20 protein-coding genes are annotated in these 20,189 nt (G+C 61.7%); 10 read left to right on the forward strand and 10 right to left on the reverse strand.

Features of this window, described 5'->3' with window-relative positions; all coding sequences use genetic code 11:
- Positions 1-150: 150 nt before the first annotated feature.
- Positions 151-426, forward strand: a complete 276-nt coding sequence (locus tag J1G18_RS10250) for a DUF1145 domain-containing protein (protein ID WP_027614360.1) — start codon at positions 151-153, stop codon at positions 424-426.
- Entirely contained in the window at positions 419-1,177 is a 759-nt protein-coding gene (locus J1G18_RS10255) for a hypothetical protein (RefSeq protein WP_098967549.1), read from the forward strand. Before J1G18_RS10250 ends, J1G18_RS10255 begins: the two co-directional genes overlap by 8 nt.
- Positions 1,178-1,358: 181 nt before the next feature.
- Here J1G18_RS10255 and J1G18_RS10260 read toward each other — a convergent pair whose 3' ends face one another.
- Complete coding sequence (locus J1G18_RS10260; protein ID WP_098967551.1) at positions 1,359-1,823, reverse strand: CopD family protein; 465 nt, start codon at positions 1,821-1,823, stop codon at positions 1,359-1,361.
- A 99-nt stretch (positions 1,824-1,922) separates the two neighbouring features.
- Between J1G18_RS10260 and dinG the strand changes: the two genes are divergently transcribed.
- The 5 genes from dinG (at position 1,923) to pdxH (ending at position 9,940) form a co-directional block, all read left to right on the forward strand.
- Positions 1,923-4,067, forward strand: a complete 2,145-nt coding sequence (dinG, locus tag J1G18_RS10265) for an ATP-dependent DNA helicase DinG (protein WP_003222341.1) — start codon at positions 1,923-1,925, stop codon at positions 4,065-4,067.
- A 94-nt stretch (positions 4,068-4,161) separates the two neighbouring features.
- Complete coding sequence (locus tag J1G18_RS10270) at positions 4,162-6,654, forward strand: beta-galactosidase (RefSeq protein ID WP_223007602.1); 2,493 nt, start codon at positions 4,162-4,164, stop codon at positions 6,652-6,654.
- Positions 6,655-6,872: 218 nt separating this feature from the next.
- Positions 6,873-8,018 (forward strand): serine hydrolase domain-containing protein, encoded by a 1,146-nt coding sequence (locus J1G18_RS10275; protein ID WP_134785587.1) that lies wholly within the window; start codon positions 6,873-6,875, stop codon positions 8,016-8,018.
- A 113-nt stretch (positions 8,019-8,131) separates the two neighbouring features.
- Complete coding sequence (locus J1G18_RS10280; protein ID WP_134785588.1) at positions 8,132-9,268, forward strand: OmpA family protein; 1,137 nt, start codon at positions 8,132-8,134, stop codon at positions 9,266-9,268.
- Positions 9,269-9,292: 24 nt separating this feature from the next.
- Positions 9,293-9,940 carry a pyridoxamine 5'-phosphate oxidase gene (gene pdxH, locus J1G18_RS10285; protein ID WP_223007603.1) on the forward strand — a complete coding sequence of 216 codons (648 nt, stop codon included), beginning with the start codon at positions 9,293-9,295 and terminating at the stop codon, positions 9,938-9,940.
- Between the two features lie 5 nt (positions 9,941-9,945).
- On the opposite strand, the gene J1G18_RS10290 is transcribed toward pdxH, so the two are convergent.
- Positions 9,946-10,182: a hypothetical protein gene (locus J1G18_RS10290; protein WP_223007604.1), complete on the reverse strand. Its 237-nt coding sequence runs from the start codon at positions 10,180-10,182 to the stop codon at positions 9,946-9,948.
- Positions 10,183-10,349: 167 nt separating this feature from the next.
- Between J1G18_RS10290 and J1G18_RS10295 the strand changes: the two genes are divergently transcribed.
- Complete coding sequence (locus J1G18_RS10295; RefSeq protein WP_007969461.1) at positions 10,350-10,814, forward strand: glycine zipper 2TM domain-containing protein; 465 nt, start codon at positions 10,350-10,352, stop codon at positions 10,812-10,814.
- A gap of 74 nt (positions 10,815-10,888) precedes the next feature.
- On the opposite strand, the gene J1G18_RS10300 is transcribed toward J1G18_RS10295, so the two are convergent.
- Positions 10,889-11,140 (reverse strand): pyocin S6 family toxin immunity protein, encoded by a 252-nt coding sequence (locus J1G18_RS10300; protein WP_027614368.1) that lies wholly within the window; start codon positions 11,138-11,140, stop codon positions 10,889-10,891.
- Positions 11,141-11,151: 11 nt separating this feature from the next.
- A complete protein-coding gene (locus J1G18_RS10305; RefSeq protein WP_223007605.1) occupies positions 11,152-12,345 on the reverse strand; it encodes an S-type pyocin domain-containing protein in 1,194 nt (397 codons plus the stop codon).
- 336 nt (positions 12,346-12,681) lie between these two features.
- On the opposite strand from J1G18_RS10305, the gene J1G18_RS10310 reads away from it, so the two are divergent.
- Positions 12,682-13,776: a PLP-dependent cysteine synthase family protein gene (locus J1G18_RS10310; RefSeq protein ID WP_115986242.1), complete on the forward strand. Its 1,095-nt coding sequence runs from the start codon at positions 12,682-12,684 to the stop codon at positions 13,774-13,776.
- 137 nt (positions 13,777-13,913) lie between these two features.
- Here the strand turns inward: J1G18_RS10310 and J1G18_RS10315 are convergent, their stop codons facing one another.
- The 3 genes from J1G18_RS10315 to J1G18_RS10325 form a co-directional block, all read right to left on the reverse strand.
- Positions 13,914-15,527, reverse strand: coding sequence for an NAD(P)/FAD-dependent oxidoreductase (locus J1G18_RS10315; RefSeq protein ID WP_098967562.1), 1,614 nt, complete (start codon positions 15,525-15,527; stop codon positions 13,914-13,916).
- 97 nt (positions 15,528-15,624) lie between these two features.
- A complete protein-coding gene (locus J1G18_RS10320; protein WP_223007606.1) occupies positions 15,625-16,278 on the reverse strand; it encodes a COG3650 family protein in 654 nt (217 codons plus the stop codon).
- Positions 16,279-16,337: 59 nt separating this feature from the next.
- Positions 16,338-16,937: a short chain dehydrogenase gene (locus J1G18_RS10325; RefSeq protein WP_098967565.1), complete on the reverse strand. Its 600-nt coding sequence runs from the start codon at positions 16,935-16,937 to the stop codon at positions 16,338-16,340.
- A 104-nt stretch (positions 16,938-17,041) separates the two neighbouring features.
- Between J1G18_RS10325 and J1G18_RS10330 the strand changes: the two genes are divergently transcribed.
- Positions 17,042-17,956, forward strand: a complete 915-nt coding sequence (locus J1G18_RS10330) for a LysR family transcriptional regulator (protein WP_223007607.1) — start codon at positions 17,042-17,044, stop codon at positions 17,954-17,956.
- Positions 17,957-18,063: 107 nt separating this feature from the next.
- Here J1G18_RS10330 and J1G18_RS10335 read toward each other — a convergent pair whose 3' ends face one another.
- From J1G18_RS10335 to J1G18_RS10345, 3 genes are read right to left on the reverse strand one after another with little or no spacing between them, the layout of a single operon-like run.
- Entirely contained in the window at positions 18,064-18,540 is a 477-nt protein-coding gene (locus J1G18_RS10335) for a DoxX family protein (RefSeq protein ID WP_223007608.1), read from the reverse strand.
- Entirely contained in the window at positions 18,537-19,295 is a 759-nt protein-coding gene (locus tag J1G18_RS10340) for a DNA-binding domain-containing protein (RefSeq protein ID WP_223007609.1), read from the reverse strand. The genes J1G18_RS10335 and J1G18_RS10340 overlap by 4 nt, the downstream gene beginning before the upstream one ends.
- Positions 19,292-20,179, reverse strand: a complete 888-nt coding sequence (locus J1G18_RS10345) for a DUF692 domain-containing protein (protein ID WP_223007610.1) — start codon at positions 20,177-20,179, stop codon at positions 19,292-19,294. The genes J1G18_RS10340 and J1G18_RS10345 overlap by 4 nt, the downstream gene beginning before the upstream one ends.
- Positions 20,180-20,189: the final 10 nt, after the last annotated feature.

Consider the following 20,189-nt stretch of genomic DNA (forward strand, 5'->3'; position numbering starts at 1 on the left):
GTCCGCAGGCTAGAGCTGCCGGTCGACGATCGTCGTCGAACCGGCAGCGATCCGACGACTGACAAATGTTTTTTCTTTTGCCCCTCTGGCTTATCCCCCGCGTAAGCCGTTACTGTGCGCCCAAAGAATAATTCCGACACGGGGGAGCGTATGAAGGTTTTCTGGGGGCTGGGGCGTTTGCTGACCCTGCTGTTCTGGTGCGTGGTGGTGGTCAATCTGCTGCTGCCGTTTGTGCATCCGCTGCATGCGCTGGTCAATCTGGCCGGTGCCTCGCTGCTGGCGCTGCATGTGCTGGAGTTGCTTTTCTCGCGCCTCAAAGGGCGTCCCAACCCGTGGCGCGACCGTCTGCGCATCCTGCTGTTCGGCGTTTTTCACCTGCAAACCATCCCGGCCCCGGCCGCTCCGGAGGCTTCTTCCCATGCGTAAACTTTGCCTGCTCGCTGCACTCATCAGTCCTCTGGCCTGCGCCCAGGTGGTCAGCGTCGAAACCAACTCCCTGATGCGTTTGCCCAACACCGCCAGCACCTTGCAGCTGGAACGGCTGGACGTGGCGGACTATGGCACCTTGCTGATTCCTGCCAATGTGACCGAGCTGACCGTCGGCGAATTGCGCCTGGGCCATGAAGCGCGCATCGCGATCGTCCCGAGTGAACAGGCGCTGGACATGAAAGTCATTCGTGCCGAACTGTCCGAAGGCAGCCTGATCACCGCACGCGGTGCGCCGGGTACCTATGAAAAAGCCGCCCGTGCCGGGCGTAATCTGAATTTGCAGTTCAAGGCACTGAACGCGCCAAAACTGTTTGTCGATGCCCGTGGCGGCACCGGTGCACCGGGTTTCGTCGGCCTGGATGGCGGCAACGGCGAAGATCCGGGCTGCACCTGGGGCGCGGCCGGTCATGGTTTTGACGGCAGCAATGGTAGTGACGGCCAGCCGGGCGCACCGGGTGCGTTGGTGCGTCTTGAAGTGCCGCGCGAGTTTCCGGCCGAGCTGATCAAGGTCAACGTTGCGGGCGGCGCCGGTGGTCCAGCGGGTGTTGGCGGTAAGGCGGGCAAGGGCGGCCAGTCCAAGGGCTGCCTGGTGTATCGCGCCGATGGCGGCAAGAACGGCAAGGCCGGTGCGGATGGTCAGCCTGGGCCGGTGGGTGCGGCGGGGGCGGTGACTGTGCAGCGCCTCTGAATAACAGCACTGTTCACAATTGAGGTGAGGGGATTTATCCCCGATGGGCTGCGAAGCAGCCCACTCCAGATACCGCGTTTCTTCAGATTGAACGCGTCAGCTGATTTGGGGCCGCTTCGCGCGCCATCGGGGATAAATCCCCTCACCACAAAAGTGTTCACAGCGCAAAAAATGGGGTGGGTCAGAACATCGGCCGCGCCGCGGCAATCGCCACCAGCACCAACCCGACGATCAAGTTGATCCCCACCACCCGGCGAATCCGACCCAGCACCGCCGCACCCGCCGACCAGTCCTTCGCCTCAACGGCCTTGCGCAACTCCGGCAGCATCAAACCCTGAATCCGGATGAACAGTGCGGTCATCACTACATACAGCCCGATCATCACCTGCACGTATTTCGGTGCGGTCTCAAAGCCCACTTGCTGCAAATGCAGCATGCCCACGCCGCTGATCGGCAACAGGATCACCGCGACCCAGACCCAACGAAAAAAACCTTGAAACACTTCCACCCACAAGGTCAGGCGGCCAGGGCCGTCGAGAGCCTTTACAGCCGCCGGGCGCAGGACCATCCAGGCGAAAAACATGCCGCCGACCCAGACCAGGGCGGACAGGACATGCAGCGGATAAACGAGGCTAAAAGGTGTCATTGGGGCACTCCGTTCTGCGCGGGATTAATTAGCGGGGTATGATAGCCGCCATCCGAAACCACTGAAAATTTATCCAGCGTTTTTAGCGCCCGACAATCAATGATCAGCACTGAACTCAAAACCACGATCCAGGGCGCCTATTCGCGTTTTCTTGAAGCCAAGAGCCTCAAGCCGCGTTACGGCCAGCGCCTGATGATCGCTGAAATCGCCAAAGTCCTCGGGGATATCGACACCGACGACGAAGGCCGGCGCAGTGGCGACCCCGCGATTGTCGCGGTGGAAGCCGGCACCGGTACCGGCAAGACCGTGGCCTACAGCCTGGCGGCGATCCCGACGGCGAAGCTGGCCGGCAAGCGCCTGGTGATCGCCACCGCGACCGTGGCCCTGCAAGAGCAGATCGTCTACAAGGACTTGCCCGACCTGATGCGCAACAGCGGGCTGAACTTCAGCTTCGCGCTGGCCAAGGGCCGTGGTCGCTACATGTGCCTGTCCAAGCTCGACATGCTGCTGCAGGAAGGCCACGCGCAAACCGCCACCGCCCAGCTGTTCGAAGAAGAAGGCTTCAAGATCGAGGTCGACGAGGCGAGTCAGAAGCTGTTTACCAGCATGATCGAGAAGCTCGCCGGCAATAAATGGGACGGCGACCGCGACAGCTGGCCCAACGCGCTGGAAGACGCCGACTGGGCGCGCCTGACCACCGATCACAGCCAGTGCACCAATCGCCACTGCCCGAACTTCGGCCAATGCGCTTTCTACAAGGCGCGCGAAGGCATGGGCAAGGTCGACGTGATCGTCACCAACCACGACATGGTGCTGGCTGACCTCGCTTTGGGCGGCGGCGCGGTACTACCGGATCCGCGTGACACCATTTACGTGTTCGACGAAGGCCATCACCTGCCGGACAAGGCCATCGGCCACTTCGCCCACTACACGCGCCTGCGTTCCACCGCCGACTGGCTGGAAACCACCGCGAAGAACCTCACCAAATTGTTGGCCCAGCATCCGTTGCCGGGCGATCTCGGCAAGCTGATCGAGCAAGTGCCCGAGCTGGCGCGCGAGATCAAGACCCAGCAGCAGTTCATGTTCACCGCGTGCGAGCAGATTGCCGATTTCAAACCCGGCGAAGACGTCGAAGGTCGCGAGCGGCCACGCCATCGTTTCGTCGGCGGGGTGATTCCCGAGCACATGCGCGAAATGGGCATCGAGTTGAAAAAAGGCTATTCGCGGCTCAACGATCTGTTCACCCGCCTGACCGACCTGCTCAAGGAAGGCATGGACGGCGAGGTCAACATCGGCATCGCCAGCAATCAGGCCGAGGAGTGGTATCCGCTGTTCGGCAGCCTGTTGTCGCGGGCGTCGGGCAACTGGGAATTGTGGACTGCATTTACCGCCGAAGACCCGGAAGACAGCCCGCCGATGGCGCGCTGGCTGACACTGGCCGAGAGCGGTTCGCTGTTCGACATCGAGGTCAACGCCAGCCCGATTCTCGCCGCAGAAACCTTGCGCCGCAGCCTGTGGAACGTGGCCTACGGCTGCCTGGTGACCTCGGCAACCTTGACGGCACTGGGCACTTTCGACCGGTTCCGCATGCGTGCCGGTCTGCCGAAAAAAGCGGTCACTGCCGTGGTGCCGAGCCCGTTCCATCATGCCGACGCCGGCGTGCTGCGGGTGCCGGATCTGAAGGCCGACCCACGCGACGCCGCTGCTCACACCGCGGCGATCATCCGCGAGTTGCCGGATCTGGTCGAAGGCTCGCGCGGCACGCTGGTGCTGTTCTCCTCGCGCAAACAGATGCAGGACGTGTTCGATGGCCTCGACCGCGACTGGCGCAAGCAAGTGTTCATTCAAGGCAACCTGTCGAAACAGGAAACCCTGAACAAGCACAAGGCGCGGGTCGATGGCGGCGATTCCAGCGTGCTGTTCGGTCTTGCCAGTTTCGCCGAAGGGGTGGACTTGCCGGGGGCGTACTGCGAGCACGTGGTGATCGCCAAGATCCCGTTCTCGGTGCCGGACGACCCGGTCGAGGCGGCGCTGTCGGAGTGGATCGAGGCCCGGGGCGGCAATCCGTTCATGGAAATCTCGGTGCCCGATGCCTCGCTGAAACTGGTTCAGGCCTGCGGGCGTCTGCTGCGTACCGAAGAGGACCGCGGCACCATCACCTTGCTCGATCGGCGCCTGGTCACCCAGCGCTACGGCAAGGCGATCCTCAATGCGTTGCCGCCATTCCGTCGTGAAATATCTTGAGACAACGGTGGGCAGTTTTGCCCGCCGCGCTGTCTATCTCTCTGCCATGCTTTTCCATTGGCCTTAGTTGGTCGTTAGGGAGAACTCCGTTCTTATGATTCGCCGTTCGTTGCCTGCCGTATTCGCCTTGATTTTCGCTGCCCCGTTACTGGCGGCGCCTGCGGGTCAGCAGACCCTGTTCAACTTCGTCCGTCCTGCCGACGTGGTGAAAGTCGTCACCGAAAACACTGACCTGCCACAAGCCAACGCCGAGCAAACCCCTGAAGGTGAAGTGTTGCGCCGAGTGACGTTCAACCCGGTAGCCCGTCCGACCCTGCGCCTGACTCCGCAAACCGGCGCCTGGGACTGGTCGCAGTCGGGCATGATGAGCCTGCGTCTGCAGAGTGCAATGAACTGGGCCGTGACGGTCTATGTGCAAATCCAGAGCAACAACGGCCAGACCCTGACCAGCCGCGTCGACCTGCCGGCCGGCCCGGCGCAAACCCTTTTGGTGCCGCTGGTGGCGACTTCGCCACTGAGCCAGGGCATGAAGGCCGGGCCGCCGATGCCGATGACCGTCGATGGCCAGCGGATTCTGCTGGCCAGCAGCAGCGGTGAGCTGGACCGCAGTCAGGTGGTGTCGGTGAGCCTGTGGATGAATCAGCCGAAAGCTGCGCAGAGCCTGCTGCTCGAGCGTTTCGGCGTGCAGGACGGCGATGCTGTGACCCAGGCCGTCTACGGCAATCTGGTGGATGCCTACGGTCAATCGACCCGCAGCAAATGGCCGGAAAAAGTCAGCAACGACGAACAACTGAAATCCGCCGCCGCCAAGGAACAGCAACAGCTGAAGACCTGGTTGGCCGAGCGCGAAAAGTCTTCGCTGGACAAGTTCGGCGGCTGGAACAAAGGCCCGGCGTTCAAGGCCAGCGGCTTTTTCCGCACTGAAAAACGTGACGGTCGCTGGTATCTGGTGACCCCTGAAGGACATCCGTTCTATTCGCTGGGGGTCAACACCGTCAGCCCGCAGGTCAACCAGACTTACGTGGCCGGGCGTGAGTGGATGTTCGAATCCCTGCCCAAGGCCGACGAGCCGCTCGCCAGCCATTTCGGCGAGGGCGACAACCGTGGCGGCAACGGTGCCGATCAGGGCCGTGGCTATGGCAACGGGCGCTGGTACGACTTCTATGGCGCCAACCTGCAGCGGGTTTACGGCGAGCCCTGCAAACCGGACAGCGATACCAAGGCCGGAATTGCTGAAGCGGCCAAGGCTGGTGCGGTTGAAGAAACCGCAGTAAGAGCTGCCGAGCCTGTGCCAAAGTCAAACGAGGCGAAGGCCGGTGTCGCCGCAGCGGCGAAAACAGACGCCGTAGCGACGACTGCTGAAAAGGCTGCCGATCAACCCGTCGCTGCGCCGTGCAAGGCCACGGTCGATCAGCAGAAGTGGGCCACGCACACCCTCGATCGCCTGCAGGCCTGGGGTTTCAACACCGTCGGCAACTGGAGTGCCGACTCGCTCGCCGACGCCGAGCGGGTGCCGTACACCTTGCCGCTGTCGATCGTCGGCGACTACACCAGCATCAGCACCGGCAGCGACTGGTGGGGCGGCATGCCTGACCCGTTCGACCCGCGTTTCGCCATGGCCACCGAGCGTGCTGTGGCCATTGCTGCCCGCGATCATCGTGATGATCCGTGGCTGATCGGCTACTACGCCGACAACGAACTGGCCTGGGCCGGCCCCGGCGACGACCCGCAGTCGCGCTACGCCCTGGCCTACGGCACATTGAAAATGACCACCGACGTGCCGGCCAAGCGCGCATTCCTCAAGCAACTGCGCGACAAGTACCGCAACCAGGCGGGCCTGTCGAAAGCGTGGGGCATTGATCTGCCGGCGTGGGAATTGATGGAAGACCCGGGTTTCGTGCCACCAATGCCGAATCCGGAGCACCCGGAAATCGAAAACGACTTCAAATACTTCCAGAAAGTGTTCGCCGACACCTACTTCAAAACCATCTCCGATTCGCTGAAATGGCACGCGCCGAATCAGCTGCTGCTCGGCGGCCGTTTCGCCACCAGCACTCCGGAAGCGGTGGCGTCCTGCGCGCAGTATTGCGACGTGTTGAGTTTCAACATGTACACGCTGAAACCACAGGACGGCTATGACTTCGCCGCTCTGCGTGCCCTCGACAAACCGGTACTGATCACCGAATTCAACTTCGGCTCCAGTGATCGTGGCCCGTTCTGGGGTGGCGTGACGCAACTGGCGCGGGAAGAAGATCGCGGCCCGGCGTATGCCAACTTCCTCAAACAGGCATTGAGTGAACCGTCGATTGTCGGCGTGCACTGGTTCCAGTATCTGGATCAACCGGTGACCGGGCGTCTGCTCGATGGCGAGAACGGGCACTTCGGCCTGGTGGGGATTACCGATCTGCCGTATCAGGGCTTTGTCGAGGCGGTGCGCAAGAGCAATTTGCAGGCAGTTGATCAGTTGGGCAAAGAGGCTGAGAAGGCCGCCGCTGCCGGTCATGAAGCGGAGGGCGGGCGCAAGGGTGAAGCTGGCAAAGGCCCGGGGGGCGGGCATGCCGGTGGGCATTCGGGCAATGGTCATTAAGGTTTAGACCGCGTCATCGTTCTTCGCGAGCAAGCCCGCTCCCACACTGATCTCCAGTGCCGCAGAGATCAAATGTGGGAGCGGGCTTGCTCGCGAAGGCGGCAGCCGTCTCAGCAAACATCTGGAAGTAACCGTCCGGCCCGCAGCTGTTCCCAAATCCCTCAAGGGCTGGAACAATGCGGGCCACTTTGTAGAGCGTTTTCGCGGGGGAGTTGCGGGTGCAGATTCAGGGACATTACGAGCTTCAATTCGAAGCGGTGCGCGAGGCTTTCGCGGCACTGTTCGACGATCCCCAGGAACGCGGCGCAGCCCTGTGCATCAAGGTCGGCGGAGAAACCGTCCTCGACCTCTGGTCCGGTACTGCCGACAAGGACGGAACCGAGGCCTGGCACAGCGACACCATCGCCAACCTGTTTTCCTGCACCAAGACCTTTACCGCGGTCACCGCATTGCAATTGGTGGCCGAAGGCAAACTGCAACTGGATGCACCGGTTGCCCGCTACTGGCCGGAATTCGCTGCCGCCGGTAAAGAATCCGTCACCCTGCGCCAATTGCTTTGCCATCAGGCCGGTCTGCCGGCCCTGCGCGAGTTGCTGGCGCCCGCCGCCCTCTACGAATGGCAGACCATGGTCGACGCCCTTGCGGCCGAAGCGCCGTGGTGGACGCCGGGCACCGGCCACGGCTATGCCGCCATCACCTATGGCTGGCTGGTCGGGGAGTTGCTGCGTCGCGCTGACGGTCGCGGGCCGGGCGAGTCGATCGTCGCCCGCGTCGCCAAGCCGCTGGGGCTGGATTTCCACGTCGGTCTGGCTGACGAAGAGTTCTACCGCGTGGCGCACATCGCTCGGGGCAAGGGCAACGTCGGCGATGCCGCGGCCCAGCGCCTGTTGCAAGTGACCATGCGCGAACCGACCGCCATGACCACTCGCGCCTTCACCAATCCGCCGTCGGTGCTCACCAGCACCAACAAACCGGAATGGCGCCGCATGCAGCAGCCGGCCGCCAATGGTCATGGCAACGCGCGCAGCCTGGCCGGTTTCTACGCCGGTTTGCTCGACGGCAGCCTGCTTGAAAGCGAAATGCTCGAAGAGCTGACCCGCGAACACAGCTACGGCGAGGACAAGACCCTGCTGACCCGCACCCGCTTCGGTCTGGGCTGCATGCTCGATCAACCCGACATGGCGAACGCCACCTACGGCCTCGGCCCGCGGGCGTTTGGTCATCCGGGGGCGGGCGGTTCAGTGGGTTTTGCTGATCCTGAGCACGATGTCGCGTTCGGTTTTGTGACAAATACCCTTGGGCCGTACGTCTTGATGGATCCGCGCGCGCAGCAACTGGCGCGGGTACTTGCCACTTGTCTGTAAAGCTTTACATGAGGTTCCAGGGTTGGAACCAGATCCGGTTTTTCGATTCAAAGCGTCAGTTTATCCGGGCAAAAGAGCTCTGATTTTTCATTACTTCACTTTGTGGATTTTCAATGTCATCCAAAAAAACTCTCGCCCTGGCCCTGTGTGTTGCGATCACCGGTTGTGCACAGACTCCTAAAAACGATGCGGACGGCGGTAGCTGGTGGCCGTTCGGATCCTCCGACAAAGTGGCGGCCAAAGAGCCGGCCCCAGCCCCGGCTCCTGCCGTAGCCCCGGCGCCGCTCAAACCTGCCGCGACCGCACCTGTGGCCAAGACTGAAAGCAGCAGCCACTGGTACTGGCCGTTCGGCGGTTCCGATGATGCGGCGGCCAAAGCCGAGGTGAAACCCGAAGTCAAACCAGAAGCCAAACCGGCGGTAGTGGCCAAGTCCGATGCCGACACCGGCACGAAGTGGTGGTGGCCGTTCGGCGGCAAGGATCAATCCACTGCCAAAGTGGTGCCGATGCCTGACCCGAAAGTCACCCAGGCCTGGCTGGATGACTACGAGCCACGTCTGCGTGCAGCGATCAAGGACAGCAATCTGCAACTTGAGCGCCGTGACAACGTGCTGGTGGTGATCGCGCCGGTTGAAGGCTCGTTCAACCCGAAGCGTCCAGCGATGCTGCTGCCGGTGACCCTCAGCCCGTTCACCAATGTCGCGAAAATCCTCGAAGCTGACCCGAAAACCGCAGTCCTGGTGCTTGGTCACAGCGACAACACCGGTGCCGCGCCGGCCAACGTCAAACTCAGCCAGGAGCGCGCCCAGTCCGTAGCGGCGATCTTCCGCTTGAGCGGCTTGCAGCGCGATCGCCTGATGCTGCGTGGCATGGGTGGCGATGCCCCGCGTGCCGCCAACGACAGCGCCGAAGGCCGTGCCCTGAACCGTCGCGTCGAACTGCTGGTGACCCCGCAAAACACCATGGTTGCGCTGCTGAGCAAGTACAACATGCCGGCGCCGGCACCGACCACGATGCTTGCCGCACAGGACGTCAAGCCTGCAGCCAAACCGGTAACTCCGGCGCCGGCTGCTTCGAAGGCCGCCGTACCTGCAACCAAAAAGGCTCCAGCGAAGAAAGCCGCCGCCAAGGCGCCGGCGAAAAAAGCGGCGACCAAGGCACCGGCAAAAACCCCTGCCAAGAAAACCGCCCCGGCCAAAGCCGCAGCGACTGACAAGAAAGTTGCTGCAAGCGATACTTCCAAGCAGTGATCCGCTAACGAAAAGGAATGCGCCATGACCCAGGCTCTGGCAGATATGCGTCGTGATTACACCCGGGACGGACTGACCGAGGCGCAAGCCCCGGGCGAACCGTTTGCGCTGTTCCACCAATGGTTTGCCGACGCGGTAAAAACCGAACAGGCACCGGTGGAGGCCAACGCCATGACCCTGGCCACGGTCGATGCGGACGGTCGACCGCATTGCCGCATTCTGCTGCTCAAGGGCCTGGACGCGCAGGGCTTCACCTTTTTCACCAACTACGACAGCGCCAAGGGCCAGCATCTGGCGGCGAATCCTTTCGCGGCCATGACATTTTTCTGGCCAACCCTGGAGCGCCAGGTGCGCATCGAAGGGCGGGTGGTCAAGGTCACGCCGCAAGAGTCCGACGCGTATTATCAGGTGCGACCGCTGGGCAGCCGGCTCGGCGCCTGGGCCTCACCGCAGAGCCGGGTGATCAACGGGCGTGGCGAGCTGGAAGATCTGCTCAAGGCGACTGAACAGCGCTTCAGCGACACCCAGCCCGACTGTCCGGAACACTGGGGCGGTTATCGTCTGCTGCCGGAGCGCATCGAGTTCTGGCAAGGCCGTCCAAGTCGTCTGCATGATCGCCTGAACTACCGTTTGCAGGGCGCCAACTGGATTCTTGAACGTCTGGCGCCTTAAGCAGTCTACCGAGCGGGATAGCCTGCCGCAGTGGCCTCAAGCCACTTCGGCAAGTCCCGACGCTTGATTTTCTGCGCCCGGGCATGGGCCAGTTGTTCTAGCATGAAGGCGCGCTTGCCCTCATCCTTGCCCGCCAGCGACAGGGCCAGATCACGATCCATCCAGCGTTTGATCCGCACGTACAGCCACCAATGGAAGTACAGACCGGCGACGGTGGTGACGAAAATGATCAGGTAATCCATGAAAATCCTTGGGTCGGCAGGGCGGATTGAGCGATTTGGCGCTACTGTTGGGTGAGTTTGCAGGTGCCTGTACCGGGCCTGAATAAAATCAAGTTTATCCGGGCTGCGTCGTGACAGGCGTCAAGCAGCGGGGTTTAATGAACACATGTTCTTTTGGAGTTGATGCTATGCGTAAGTCTGTTCTGCTGGTTGCTTCCTTTTCCACGATGGCGATGTTGCTGACCGGCTGCCAGTCGAGCCTGACCGGTGACTCCTACTCCCGTGACGAAGCGCGTCGTGTGCAGACGATTCGCATGGGCACCATCGAATCCCTGCGTCCGGTGAAAATCGAAGGCACCAAGACCCCGATCGGCGGCGCTGCAGGCGCAGTGGTCGGCGGTGTCGGCGGCAGCGCCATCGGTGGCGGCAAAGGCAGCATCGTCGCGGCGGTCATCGGTGCTGTGGCCGGTGGTCTGATCGGTTCCGCGACTGAAGAAGGCCTGACCCGCACCCAGGGCGTGGAAATCACCGTGCGCGAAGACGACGGCAGCATGCGCGCCTACGTGCAACAGGTTCAGGAAAACGAAGTGTTCCGTGTTGGTGAGCGCGTGCGCATCTCCACCGTCGGTGGCACCAGCCGCGTTTCGCACTAAGCGGCAACGAGCGGTAAAGAAAAACCCCGATCAGGTGACTGGTCGGGGTTTTTTGTTTGTTTCAATTCGACTGCTTAGTGCTGGGCACAGGTACCCATAAAATACTCCAGACCCTTTGGGAAGCTGACTTTCAGCAGGACCTCCAATGCGCTTACTTGATCCCGGCTCAATAACAACTCTCCAGGCTCCAGTTCGTTAAGTGGCTTGGATTCAATGAGCTGTGCAACCTTTTCATTCATTTCGCTACCGTTGATATCCATTTCAAACTGTAGCGAGCTGTCTTGGAATTCGTCAGGGTAAAACCCGGTTATTGAAAGGTAACGCATGTTTTAGTCCCTTAATTTCTAGAGGTTCTTCTATCCGGCTCGGCAGGCCCGGTTTGTTCACCAGTAATATGATTGAACTCACCCAAATGAGTGGTTCCCAGTTTGTCGTATTTTTCTACAGCATTGCTTTTGTAATCCCATTCATAGATCCGACCTTTGCGGTCTACCCAGCGTGCTCGCCGCTTTCCTCCACCCTGAACCGATGACTTGGACTTCACTCTGACTGCATCAGGAAACGCAGGTAGCGTCTTCGGGTGGTCGTAGTAGGCATGGTCGCGAGCTCGACTGAGCACAATGTAAACCGGCCGAACCCCCGAATCCGCCGGAAACACCAGAATGAAATCCCGATACTCCGGCGGATAAACCGGATTCACCAGAATCTCGTCCGCCGCTTTCGTTGGTGGGTACACCCAGATATGCGGTGCCTGCGGAGCGGCCTCCAGCGCGGGGATGCCGAGGATGTCGGAGCCGTCCACGGCGGGCGTCCAGATCAGTTCGATGCCTTCGCCGAGGTCTGCGACAAAGCGGTTATCACGTGCGGTGAACTGCGCGACATCGACCATTTCCCAGTCGCGATTCTTGCCGGTGTAGAAACCATAACCCTTGAGGCTGCCGTCGGCCTGTTGTTCGACATGTAGGCGCACGCGGGTTCGAGCCTGTCTGAGGGCGAGCAACTGGTCTTCGGTGTAGAGGGCGCTGTCGCCCAGGTTCGATGGCATGAGCAACGCCACCAGCCCGACCAAAGGGGTCACAACGGCGGCGGAAGCGATGGCGGGCAATGCCTTGAACGCCTCACCCGCAAGGGCGAAGGTGCCCAGGCCTGCCGGGATGGCAGTGCCGCTGATTTTCTTGAGTGGAACGCCGCCGCTGTCATCGGCTTCACGGCCGCCGAGCAGGACCAGATCTCCGTAATCTTTCAGGCTGTCGGTCGGCACCATCCCCGAAGGATTCGAGTAATCGATGATCGCGTCCGGCAACTTGCAGGACTTGGCGAACACGCACCCGGCGCGTACGGGATCAGGCTTTTTCGCCGCAACCTCTCGACTGCGCTCGAAAGCCTCCTGCCGCGCCAGCATGGCGTCGTAAGCGTTTTGTCGGGCTTCGCGCTCGGCCAGTTCAGTGGCCGTCATGTAGCGCCAGGTGACGTGATGCCCGTCGCCCGCCGGCGGGTTGGGGACCCGGGGAATGTCCTTGTTGCGAGCCACTGAGCGTCCTTTCGTTCATCCATCGACAACCCTTCTAAAGGGCTGTGCGACGTTAACGAAGCGGACAAATGCTGGCTGTAGGACGGATCTTTGATTAAGTGCGGATTGTTCGCTATTTGTCAGGCAGGGGGGCGAGCAGGCCGCTTCAGTTCAAAGAACGGGGGGATAGGTTCTGCGCAATTACAGCAAAAGCCTGATACCCATTTGCCCAGAACCTGGCAGTTGGTGGATGAATTGAGCCTCAGCTGTATCTGTGAGCCTTGCCGGTTTTTTCCTATGCTGGGGGACTGAGCCTGTGACAAGGCTACTCCTGCCCGACTCAACGAGAGCATGACCATGAGTGACAACCGCCAGTGGGCCCGCGAAGCCATCCGCATCATCGAAGCGGACTTCCAGCGCAGCGCCGACACCCATCTGATCCCCTTGCCGCTGCCAGGTTTTGCGGGAATTGAGCTGTACTTCAAGGACGAATCCAGCCATCCCACCGGCAGCCTCAAACATCGTCTGGCGCGGTCGTTGTTCCTTTATGCGTTGTGTAACGGGTGGCTCAAACCCGGCGCGCCGGTGATCGAGGCGTCAAGCGGTTCGACGGCGATTTCCGAGGCGTATTTCGCGCGTATGCTCGGTTTGCCGTTCATTGCGGTGATGCCGGCGACCACCTCGAAAGAGAAGATCGCGCAGATCGCCTTCTACGGTGGTCAGAGCCATCTGGTGAAAGATCCGACGCAGATTTACGCCGAATCCGAACGTCTGGCCCGCGAGCATGGCGGCCACTTCATCGACCAGTTCACCTACGCCGAGCGGGCCACCGACTGGCGGGCGAACAACAACATCGCCGAGTCGATCTTCCAGCAGATGCGTTTCGAGAAACACCCGGAACCGAGCTGGCTGATTTCCAGCCCCGGCACCGGCGGCACCACCGCGACCCTCGGTCGTTATGTGCGTTACCGCCAGCATTGCACCCGGGTGCTGTGCGCCGACGCCGAGCGCTCGGTGTTCTTCGATTATTACCAGACCGGAGACGCGAGCCTGCGTCTGGACTGCGGTTCGCGGATCGAAGGCATTGGCCGGCCTCGGGTGGAAGCGTCGTTCCTGCCCAAGGTTATCGATGCGATGGTCAAGGTGCCTGACGCCTTGTCGCTGGCGGCCATGCATTATCTGGCGCAGCGTCTGGGACGGCATGTCGGCGGGTCGAGCGGCACCAACCTGATCGGCGCACTGATGGCGGCGCAGCAGATGAAAGCGGCGGGGGAGTCGGGGTCGATCGTGGCGATTCTGTGCGATGGCGGCGAGCGCTATGCCGACACCTATTACGATCAGGGCTGGCTGAAGGCGCAGGGCTATGAGCTGGAGGGATTGATTGCAGCGGTGGCGGCGAGTGCCGAGAAAGGTGAGCCGTTGCCGACTTCAGTCCTGCGCGCCAATATCTGAAGTAACACAGAAACCAATGTGGGAGCGGGCTTGCTCGCGAATGCGGTGGGTCAGTCAACATTGTCGTCGACTGACCCACCGCATTCGCGAGCAAGCCCGCTCCCACAGGAGGTTGGTGTTACTTCAAGACAGATGTATCAGGCTTCCAGACCGAGAATGTCCCGCGCCACGGCCTCGGCAATCCGAATCCCGTCCACACCCGCCGACAGAATCCCACCGGCATAACCCGCGCCTTCACCCGCGGGGAACAGACCTTTGACGTTCATGCTCTGCAGCGACTCGTTACGCGTGATGCGCAGCGGCGACGAGGTGCGAGTCTCGATGCCGGTCAAGACCGCATCGTGCAGCGAGTAGCCGCGAATCTGCTTTTCGAACGCCGGCAATGCTTCACGAATCGCTTCGATGGCAAAGTCCGGCAGCGCCAGGGCCAGGTCGCCCAGGGCCACGCCCGGTTTGTACGATGGCTCGACTTCGCCCAGTTCGGTCGACGGGATGCCGTTGATGAAGTCGCCGACCAGTTGCGCCGGGGCTTTGTAATCGCTGCCGCCGAGGATGAACGCGTGGGATTCCAGACGCTCCTGCAACTCGATACCGGCCAGCGGGCCGCCCGGGTAATCGACTTCCGGGGTGATGCCGACGACGATCCCGGAGTTGGCGTTGCGCTCGTTACGCGAGTACTGGCTCATGCCGTTGGTGACCACGCGATTCGGCTCGGACGTCGCCGCCACTACGGTGCCGCCCGGGCACATGCAGAAGCTGTAGACCGAACGGCCGTTCTTGGCGTGGTGCACCAGTTTGTAGTCGGCAGCACCGAGTTTCGGGTGGCCGGCGTACTTGCCCAGCCGCGCACGGTCGATCAGCGACTGCGGGTGTTCGATGCGGAAACCCACCGAGAACGGCTTGGCTTCCATGAACACGCCACGGCTGTGGAGCATGCGGAAGGTATCGCGGGCACTGTGGCCGAGGGCCAGAACCACGTGTTTCGAATGCAGGGTTTCGCCGCTCGCCAACTCGACGCCGACCAGTTGGCCGTCTTCGATCAGCACATCGGTGACGCGCTCCTGGAAGCGCACTTCGCCACCCAGGGCGCGGATCTCTTCACGCATGGTCTCGACCATGCCGGTCAGACGGAACGTACCGATGTGCGGTTTGCTGACGTAGAGGATTTCTTCCGGCGCGCCGGCCTTGACGAACTCGTGCAGGACTTTACGGCCAAGGAACTTCGGATCCTTGATCTGGCTGTACAGCTTGCCGTCGGAGAACGTACCCGCGCCGCCTTCGCCGAACTGCACGTTGGACTCGGGGTTGAGCACGCTTTTACGCCACAGACCCCAGGTGTCCTTGGTGCGCTGACGGACTTCGGTGCCACGTTCGAGGATGATCGGCTTGAAGCCCATCTGCGCCAGCAGCAGGCCGGCAAATATCCCGCACGGGCCGAAACCGACTACGATCGGGCGCTGGCTCAGGTCGCTCGGCGCCTGACCGACGAATTTGTAGCTGACATCCGGCGCCACGTTGACGTTACGGTCGTCGGCGAACTTGCCCAGCACCTTGGCCTCGTCGCGCACGGTGAGGTCGATGGTGTAGATGAAGCACAGTTCGGAGGACTTTTTTCGCGCGTCGTAGCTGCGCTTGAACAAGGTGAAATCGAGCAAGTCATCGCTGGCGATGCCCAGGCGCTGCACGATGGCGGCACGCAGGTCTTCTTCGGGATGGTCGATTGGCAGCTTGAGTTCGGTGATTCGTAACATGGCGAGGATCCGGATTCGCGGGGCGCACAACTGCGCCAGGGCGTTTGAAGGCCGCGATTATAAGCCGCAAAGGCCGGATCCGGTGAGGCTAAAACGCTCAGTCGTTGCGCGATCCGCCGAAATACCCGCAACCACGTTCGACCTTGCCGTCGATGCGCAGCTCGGCGCTCATGTGCTGCACGCTGCCGGTGCTGCTGTCGACGCAGCGCTGCGGCGCGACCCACAACTCGATGCGCTGGTTGTTGGCTTCGCTGCTCAGGTTGAAGCGGCCGTCGCCCAGTTGCTCCTCGACATAAGGCACCGCCAGCGCCGGCTGGCCTTCGCGGCCGATGACCATGCCCTTGCCGCTGACTTTGACGTTCCACTCGGGCCCGTGGCCGGCGGCACGCAGGATCAACAGTTTGAAGTTCGGGTCATCGCACGCAGTGCCAGAGCGCTCGACGCGGTACAACTGGCCGAGGTCGAGGCGGTCGCCGGCGATCCTCCCGCGCACATCGGCAAACAGCTTGCCCTGCTGATCGGCGAGGGTCGCAGCCTCTTGCAGCACGCTGGTGCCGCCGATGTCGTTGACCACGTACTGACGCTGTTCGCCACACGGCTGGAACACCAGTTTGCCCTCGGCTGCGGTCAACTGCCCCTGCATCCGGGTCTGCCCGACGTGGGACGCGCTTTCACGAGAGCCGTCGAGCAATTGGCAGGCGGCGAATAACGGCAGCAGGGCGACAACGATCAACGAACGGGCAACACGCATCTTCGGCTCTCCAGACAAGTGCCGCCACGTTACGCAGGCTGACCGTTGATCACAAGGGTTTAGCCCACGTGAAAGGTCTGACCGGTTTGCAGGCCTTCGACACTTTTCGCGTAGGCCAATGCCACATCGGCTGCTGGAACCGGCTTGTAGCCACGGAAGTACGGGGCGTAGCTGCCCATCGCTTCCAGCAGCACGGTCGGGCTGATCGAGTTGACGCGCAGGCCTCGCGGCAACTCGATGGCGGCGGCTTTGACGAAGCTGTCCAGAGCGCCGTTGACCAGTGCCGCCGAGGCGCCGGTGCGGATCGGGTCGTGGCTGAGCACGCCGGTGGTGAAGGTGAACGAGGCGCCGTCGTTGGCGTATTCGCGACCGATCAGCAGCAGGTTGACCTGGCCCATCAGTTTGTCTTTCAGGCCCAGGGCGAAGCTGTCAGCGTTCATCTCGCCGAGCGGAGCAAAGGTCACGTTGCCGGCGGCGCAGATCAGCGCGTCGAACTTGCCGGTCTGCTCGAACAGCTTGCGAATCGAGGCGCTGTCGCTGATGTCCACCTGGAAGTCGCCGCTGCTGCGACCGATGCGAATCACTTCGTGACGCTGGCTCAGCTCTTTATCCACGGCTGAACCGATGGTGCCGGCGGCACCGATCAACAGAATCTTCATGGGACTGTTCCTCAATGGGTTGAACGAAGTTTCAGTCTAGAGTGGTTTTTTCTGCGGATAAGCGCACTAATAGGCAACCTTTGGTTTTCAATTGGAAACAATCCATGAGTGAAATGGATGATCTGGCGGCGTTTGCGGTATTGATCGAGGCCGGCAGTTTTACCCTGGCGGCGCAGCAACTGGGTTGCAGCAAGGGCCAGTTGTCCAAACGCATCAGTCAGCTGGAAGCACAGTTTTCCGTGGTGTTGCTGCAACGCACGACGCGCCGTCTGAGCCTGACTGCCGCCGGCGCCGCTTTGCTGCCGCAGGCGCAAGCGCTGGTCGTTCAGGTGGAGCGGGCACGTCAGGCGCTGGCGCGTTTGAAAGACGACATGGCCGGCCCGGTGCGGATGACGGTGCCGGTGTCGCTGGGGGAAACGTTTTTCGATGGCCTGCTGCTGGAGTTCTCGCAGAAATACCCCGAGGTGCTGATCGAGCTGGAGCTGAACAACCACTATCGCGACCTGTCCCGGGATGGCTTCGATCTGGCGATTCGCACCGAGGTGGCCAATGACGAACGGCTGGTGGCCAAACCATTGCTGGCGTGGCAGGAAATGACCTGCGCCAGCCCGGCCTATCTAGAACAGTTCGGCGAACCGCTGACTCCGCAAGAGCTGGCCGAACACCGCTGCCTGCTCAACAGCCACTACAGTGGTCGCGAGGAATGGCTGTATCACCAACAGCACGAATTGCTGCGGGTGCGGGTGTCGGGGCCGTTCGCCAGCAACCATTACAACCTGCTGAAGAAAGCCGCACTGGCCGGCGCCGGTATCGCACGATTGCCGTCGTACCTGCTGCAAACGGAGTTGGCTGATGGCCGGTTGCGCTGGCTGCTGCGCGATTTTCAGACGCGGCGGATGCCGATGTATCTGGTGCACCCGTACCAGGGCGGTTTGCCCAAGCGCACGCAGGTGCTGGCGGATTATCTGATTGGCTGGTTCAAACGCAGCGGCGAGGCGCTGGATCGCCTTCAGCGCTAACTCATTTCCTGTAGGAGTGAGCCTGCTCGCGATTGCGTAAGCAAATTCAACAGATATGTTGGCTGGATTACCGCTATCGCGAGCAGGCTCACTCCTACAGTTTGTGGTCAGCTGACAAAACGTCGTGCGATCAGATGATCAATCGACAATTTCCCCGGCCCGGTCGCCATCAGGTACAGCAACACTGCCGCCCAGGTGCCATGGGTCGGGTAGGCATCGGGGTAGACAAACACCTCGATGACCAGCGTCATGCCCAGTAGCGCCAGCGCTGAAAACCTCGTGGCGAAGCCAATCAATATCAGCACCGGAAAGAAGTGTTCGGCAAACGCCGCCATGTGCGCGGCGATTTCCGGTGACAGCAGCGGCACGTGGTATTCGCTCTGGAACAACGGAATCGTCGAGTCCGCCAAGCGTGGCCAGCCGAGTTGAACGGTGCCGTCGATCAAGTCGATGGCCAGCCCCTCGACCTTGGTCTGCCCGGACTTCCAGAACACCGCGGCAATCGAGAATCGCGCGATGAAGGCGATCAGGTTGTGGGGGATTTTTTCCATTAATCCGATGGCGCGAATGATGAGGTTGTTCATGGCGATACCTTGGTGTTCAGGTCGGTGATGGCGTTGTGGCCGATCAGCAGGGCGAGCGTCTGCGGCAGATCGAAAGGTGGACTGTCTTGCGCGGCTTGCAGCAGCGGTCGGTGATGGAGCAGATGGCGGATGAATACGCTGGCGCCGTGATCGAGGGCAAACACCTCGACCTCCAGAGCGTTGCGCAGCACCAGTGCGTGTTGCCCTTGATGGATGTCGATGCCTGCCAGCGTCGCTTCTCCTTGATGCGCCGCCCAGATCGAAACCACCGAGTAAGCCGAATCGAGCAGGTGCAGCGAGGGATGCAGGGTGATGTCCAGTTCGGCGAGTGTTTGCGGATCGGCCAGTGCAGCGCTGATCTGTTGCGCACTGACCGTCGCGGCATCGGCGGCGTGATAAGCGCGGGTGCGCAAGCGTTCGAGCCGTGCGACATCGGCCAGATACGGCACCTCGGCCGCCGCTTCGAATGCGTCAATGAAGTCCGCCAGACCGTCGCCGTAACGGCTCATCAACGGACTGTGCGGCGGCTGCTGCTGGATGAATATGCCGGCCATGCCACGGAAGAATTCCTCGCCGACCAATTGCTGCACCACCGGATAACTGTCGGCCAGCGCGTTGATCAACGAACCTTGCACGTTATTGCGATACACCAGGAATCGGCTGGCAGGATCAGCACCGTTGGCGCTGCACAGGCCAGCGGGGCAGGGCAGGCGAGTGTCGAGCAGGGCGGCGCTGAAGTCGGCTTGCGTGCTCATGGCCGACTCCCAGCGTGCAGCAACAACGCTTCGGCCTGCTGCGCCTCGGCCAGCAGCACATTGAACGCCGGAACCTGGTTGTCCCGCTCGATCAACGTTGCCACCGGGCCGACGCGTTCGAGCGCCTGTCGGTATAGCGCCCAGACCGCGTCATCAATCGGCGCGCCGTGATCATCGATCAGCAAGCGGTCGCCGAGGCTGTCGGCGTCTTCGGCGAACCCGGCCAGATGAATCTCGCCAACCGCGTGCAAGGGCAGTGCGTCGAGGTATGCCAGTGGATCGCGTTGATGATTGATGCACGAGACGTAGACATTGTTGACGTCGAGTAGCAGACCGCAGCCGCTGCGACGGATCACCTCGGCGATGAACTGCGGCTCATCGATGGTCGAGCGCTGGAACGCCAGATAAGTGGAGGGATTCTCCAGCAGCATCGGCCGCTTGAGGCTGTTCTGCACTTGATCGATGTGTTCGCAGACGCGGTTCAGCGTCGGCGTGTCATACGCCAGCGGCAGCAGGTCATTGAGGAACACCGGGCCGTGGCTCGACCAGGCCAGGTGTTCGGAAAAGGATTGCGGTTGATAACGCTCGATCAGTGTTTGCAGGCGTTGCAGGTGCTGAACGTCCAGTGGCCCTTCGGCCCCGATCGACAGCCCGACGCCGTGCAGCGACAGCGGATACTGCTCGCGGATCAACCCGAGAAAATGATGAAACGGACCGCCGTCGACCATGTAGTTTTCGGCGTGGACTTCGAAGAAACCTATGTCCGGTAGGGTGCCGAGCACTTCACGCAAGTGCCCGGTCTTGAGCCCCAGCCCCGCGCGGGGCGGGAGCCCGCAGAGGGCTGCCCGAGTGCGCGGTGGGACAGGTTCGTTGGTGGTGAACATGGGCGTCACT

Origin of the sequence: Pseudomonas sp. MIS38 (assembly GCF_019891575.1) — a bacterium.
Lineage (GTDB): Bacteria > Pseudomonadota > Gammaproteobacteria > Pseudomonadales > Pseudomonadaceae > Aquipseudomonas > Aquipseudomonas putida_A.

Excerpts from the sequence above, each read along its gene's own strand:
- dinG (WP_003222341.1), top strand. The coding sequence starts at position 1,923 with ATGATCAGCACTGAACTCAAAACCACGATCCAGGGCGCCTATTCGCGT.
- J1G18_RS10255 (WP_098967549.1), top strand. The coding sequence starts at position 419 with ATGCGTAAACTTTGCCTGCTCGCTGCACTCATCAGTCCTCTGGCCTGC.
- J1G18_RS10340 (WP_223007609.1), bottom strand. The coding sequence starts at position 19,295 with ATGAGCACGCAAGCCGACTTCAGCGCCGCCCTGCTCGACACTCGCCTG.
- J1G18_RS10335 (WP_223007608.1), bottom strand. The coding sequence starts at position 18,540 with ATGAACAACCTCATCATTCGCGCCATCGGATTAATGGAAAAAATCCCC.
- J1G18_RS10290 (WP_223007604.1), bottom strand. The coding sequence starts at position 10,182 with ATGGATTACCTGATCATTTTCGTCACCACCGTCGCCGGTCTGTACTTC.
- J1G18_RS10310 (WP_115986242.1), top strand. The coding sequence starts at position 12,682 with ATGAGTGACAACCGCCAGTGGGCCCGCGAAGCCATCCGCATCATCGAA.
- J1G18_RS10320 (WP_223007606.1), bottom strand. The coding sequence starts at position 16,278 with ATGCGTGTTGCCCGTTCGTTGATCGTTGTCGCCCTGCTGCCGTTATTC.
- J1G18_RS10315 (WP_098967562.1), bottom strand. The coding sequence starts at position 15,527 with ATGTTACGAATCACCGAACTCAAGCTGCCAATCGACCATCCCGAAGAA.
- J1G18_RS10345 (WP_223007610.1), bottom strand. The coding sequence starts at position 20,179 with ATGTTCACCACCAACGAACCTGTCCCACCGCGCACTCGGGCAGCCCTC.
- J1G18_RS10330 (WP_223007607.1), top strand. The coding sequence starts at position 17,042 with ATGAGTGAAATGGATGATCTGGCGGCGTTTGCGGTATTGATCGAGGCC.
- J1G18_RS10260 (WP_098967551.1), bottom strand. The coding sequence starts at position 1,823 with ATGACACCTTTTAGCCTCGTTTATCCGCTGCATGTCCTGTCCGCCCTG.
- J1G18_RS10280 (WP_134785588.1), top strand. The coding sequence starts at position 8,132 with ATGTCATCCAAAAAAACTCTCGCCCTGGCCCTGTGTGTTGCGATCACC.
- J1G18_RS10325 (WP_098967565.1), bottom strand. The coding sequence starts at position 16,937 with ATGAAGATTCTGTTGATCGGTGCCGCCGGCACCATCGGTTCAGCCGTG.
- J1G18_RS10270 (WP_223007602.1), top strand. The coding sequence starts at position 4,162 with ATGATTCGCCGTTCGTTGCCTGCCGTATTCGCCTTGATTTTCGCTGCC.
- J1G18_RS10295 (WP_007969461.1), top strand. The coding sequence starts at position 10,350 with ATGCGTAAGTCTGTTCTGCTGGTTGCTTCCTTTTCCACGATGGCGATG.
- pdxH (WP_223007603.1), top strand. The coding sequence starts at position 9,293 with ATGACCCAGGCTCTGGCAGATATGCGTCGTGATTACACCCGGGACGGA.
- J1G18_RS10250 (WP_027614360.1), top strand. The coding sequence starts at position 151 with ATGAAGGTTTTCTGGGGGCTGGGGCGTTTGCTGACCCTGCTGTTCTGG.
- J1G18_RS10300 (WP_027614368.1), bottom strand. The coding sequence starts at position 11,140 with ATGCGTTACCTTTCAATAACCGGGTTTTACCCTGACGAATTCCAAGAC.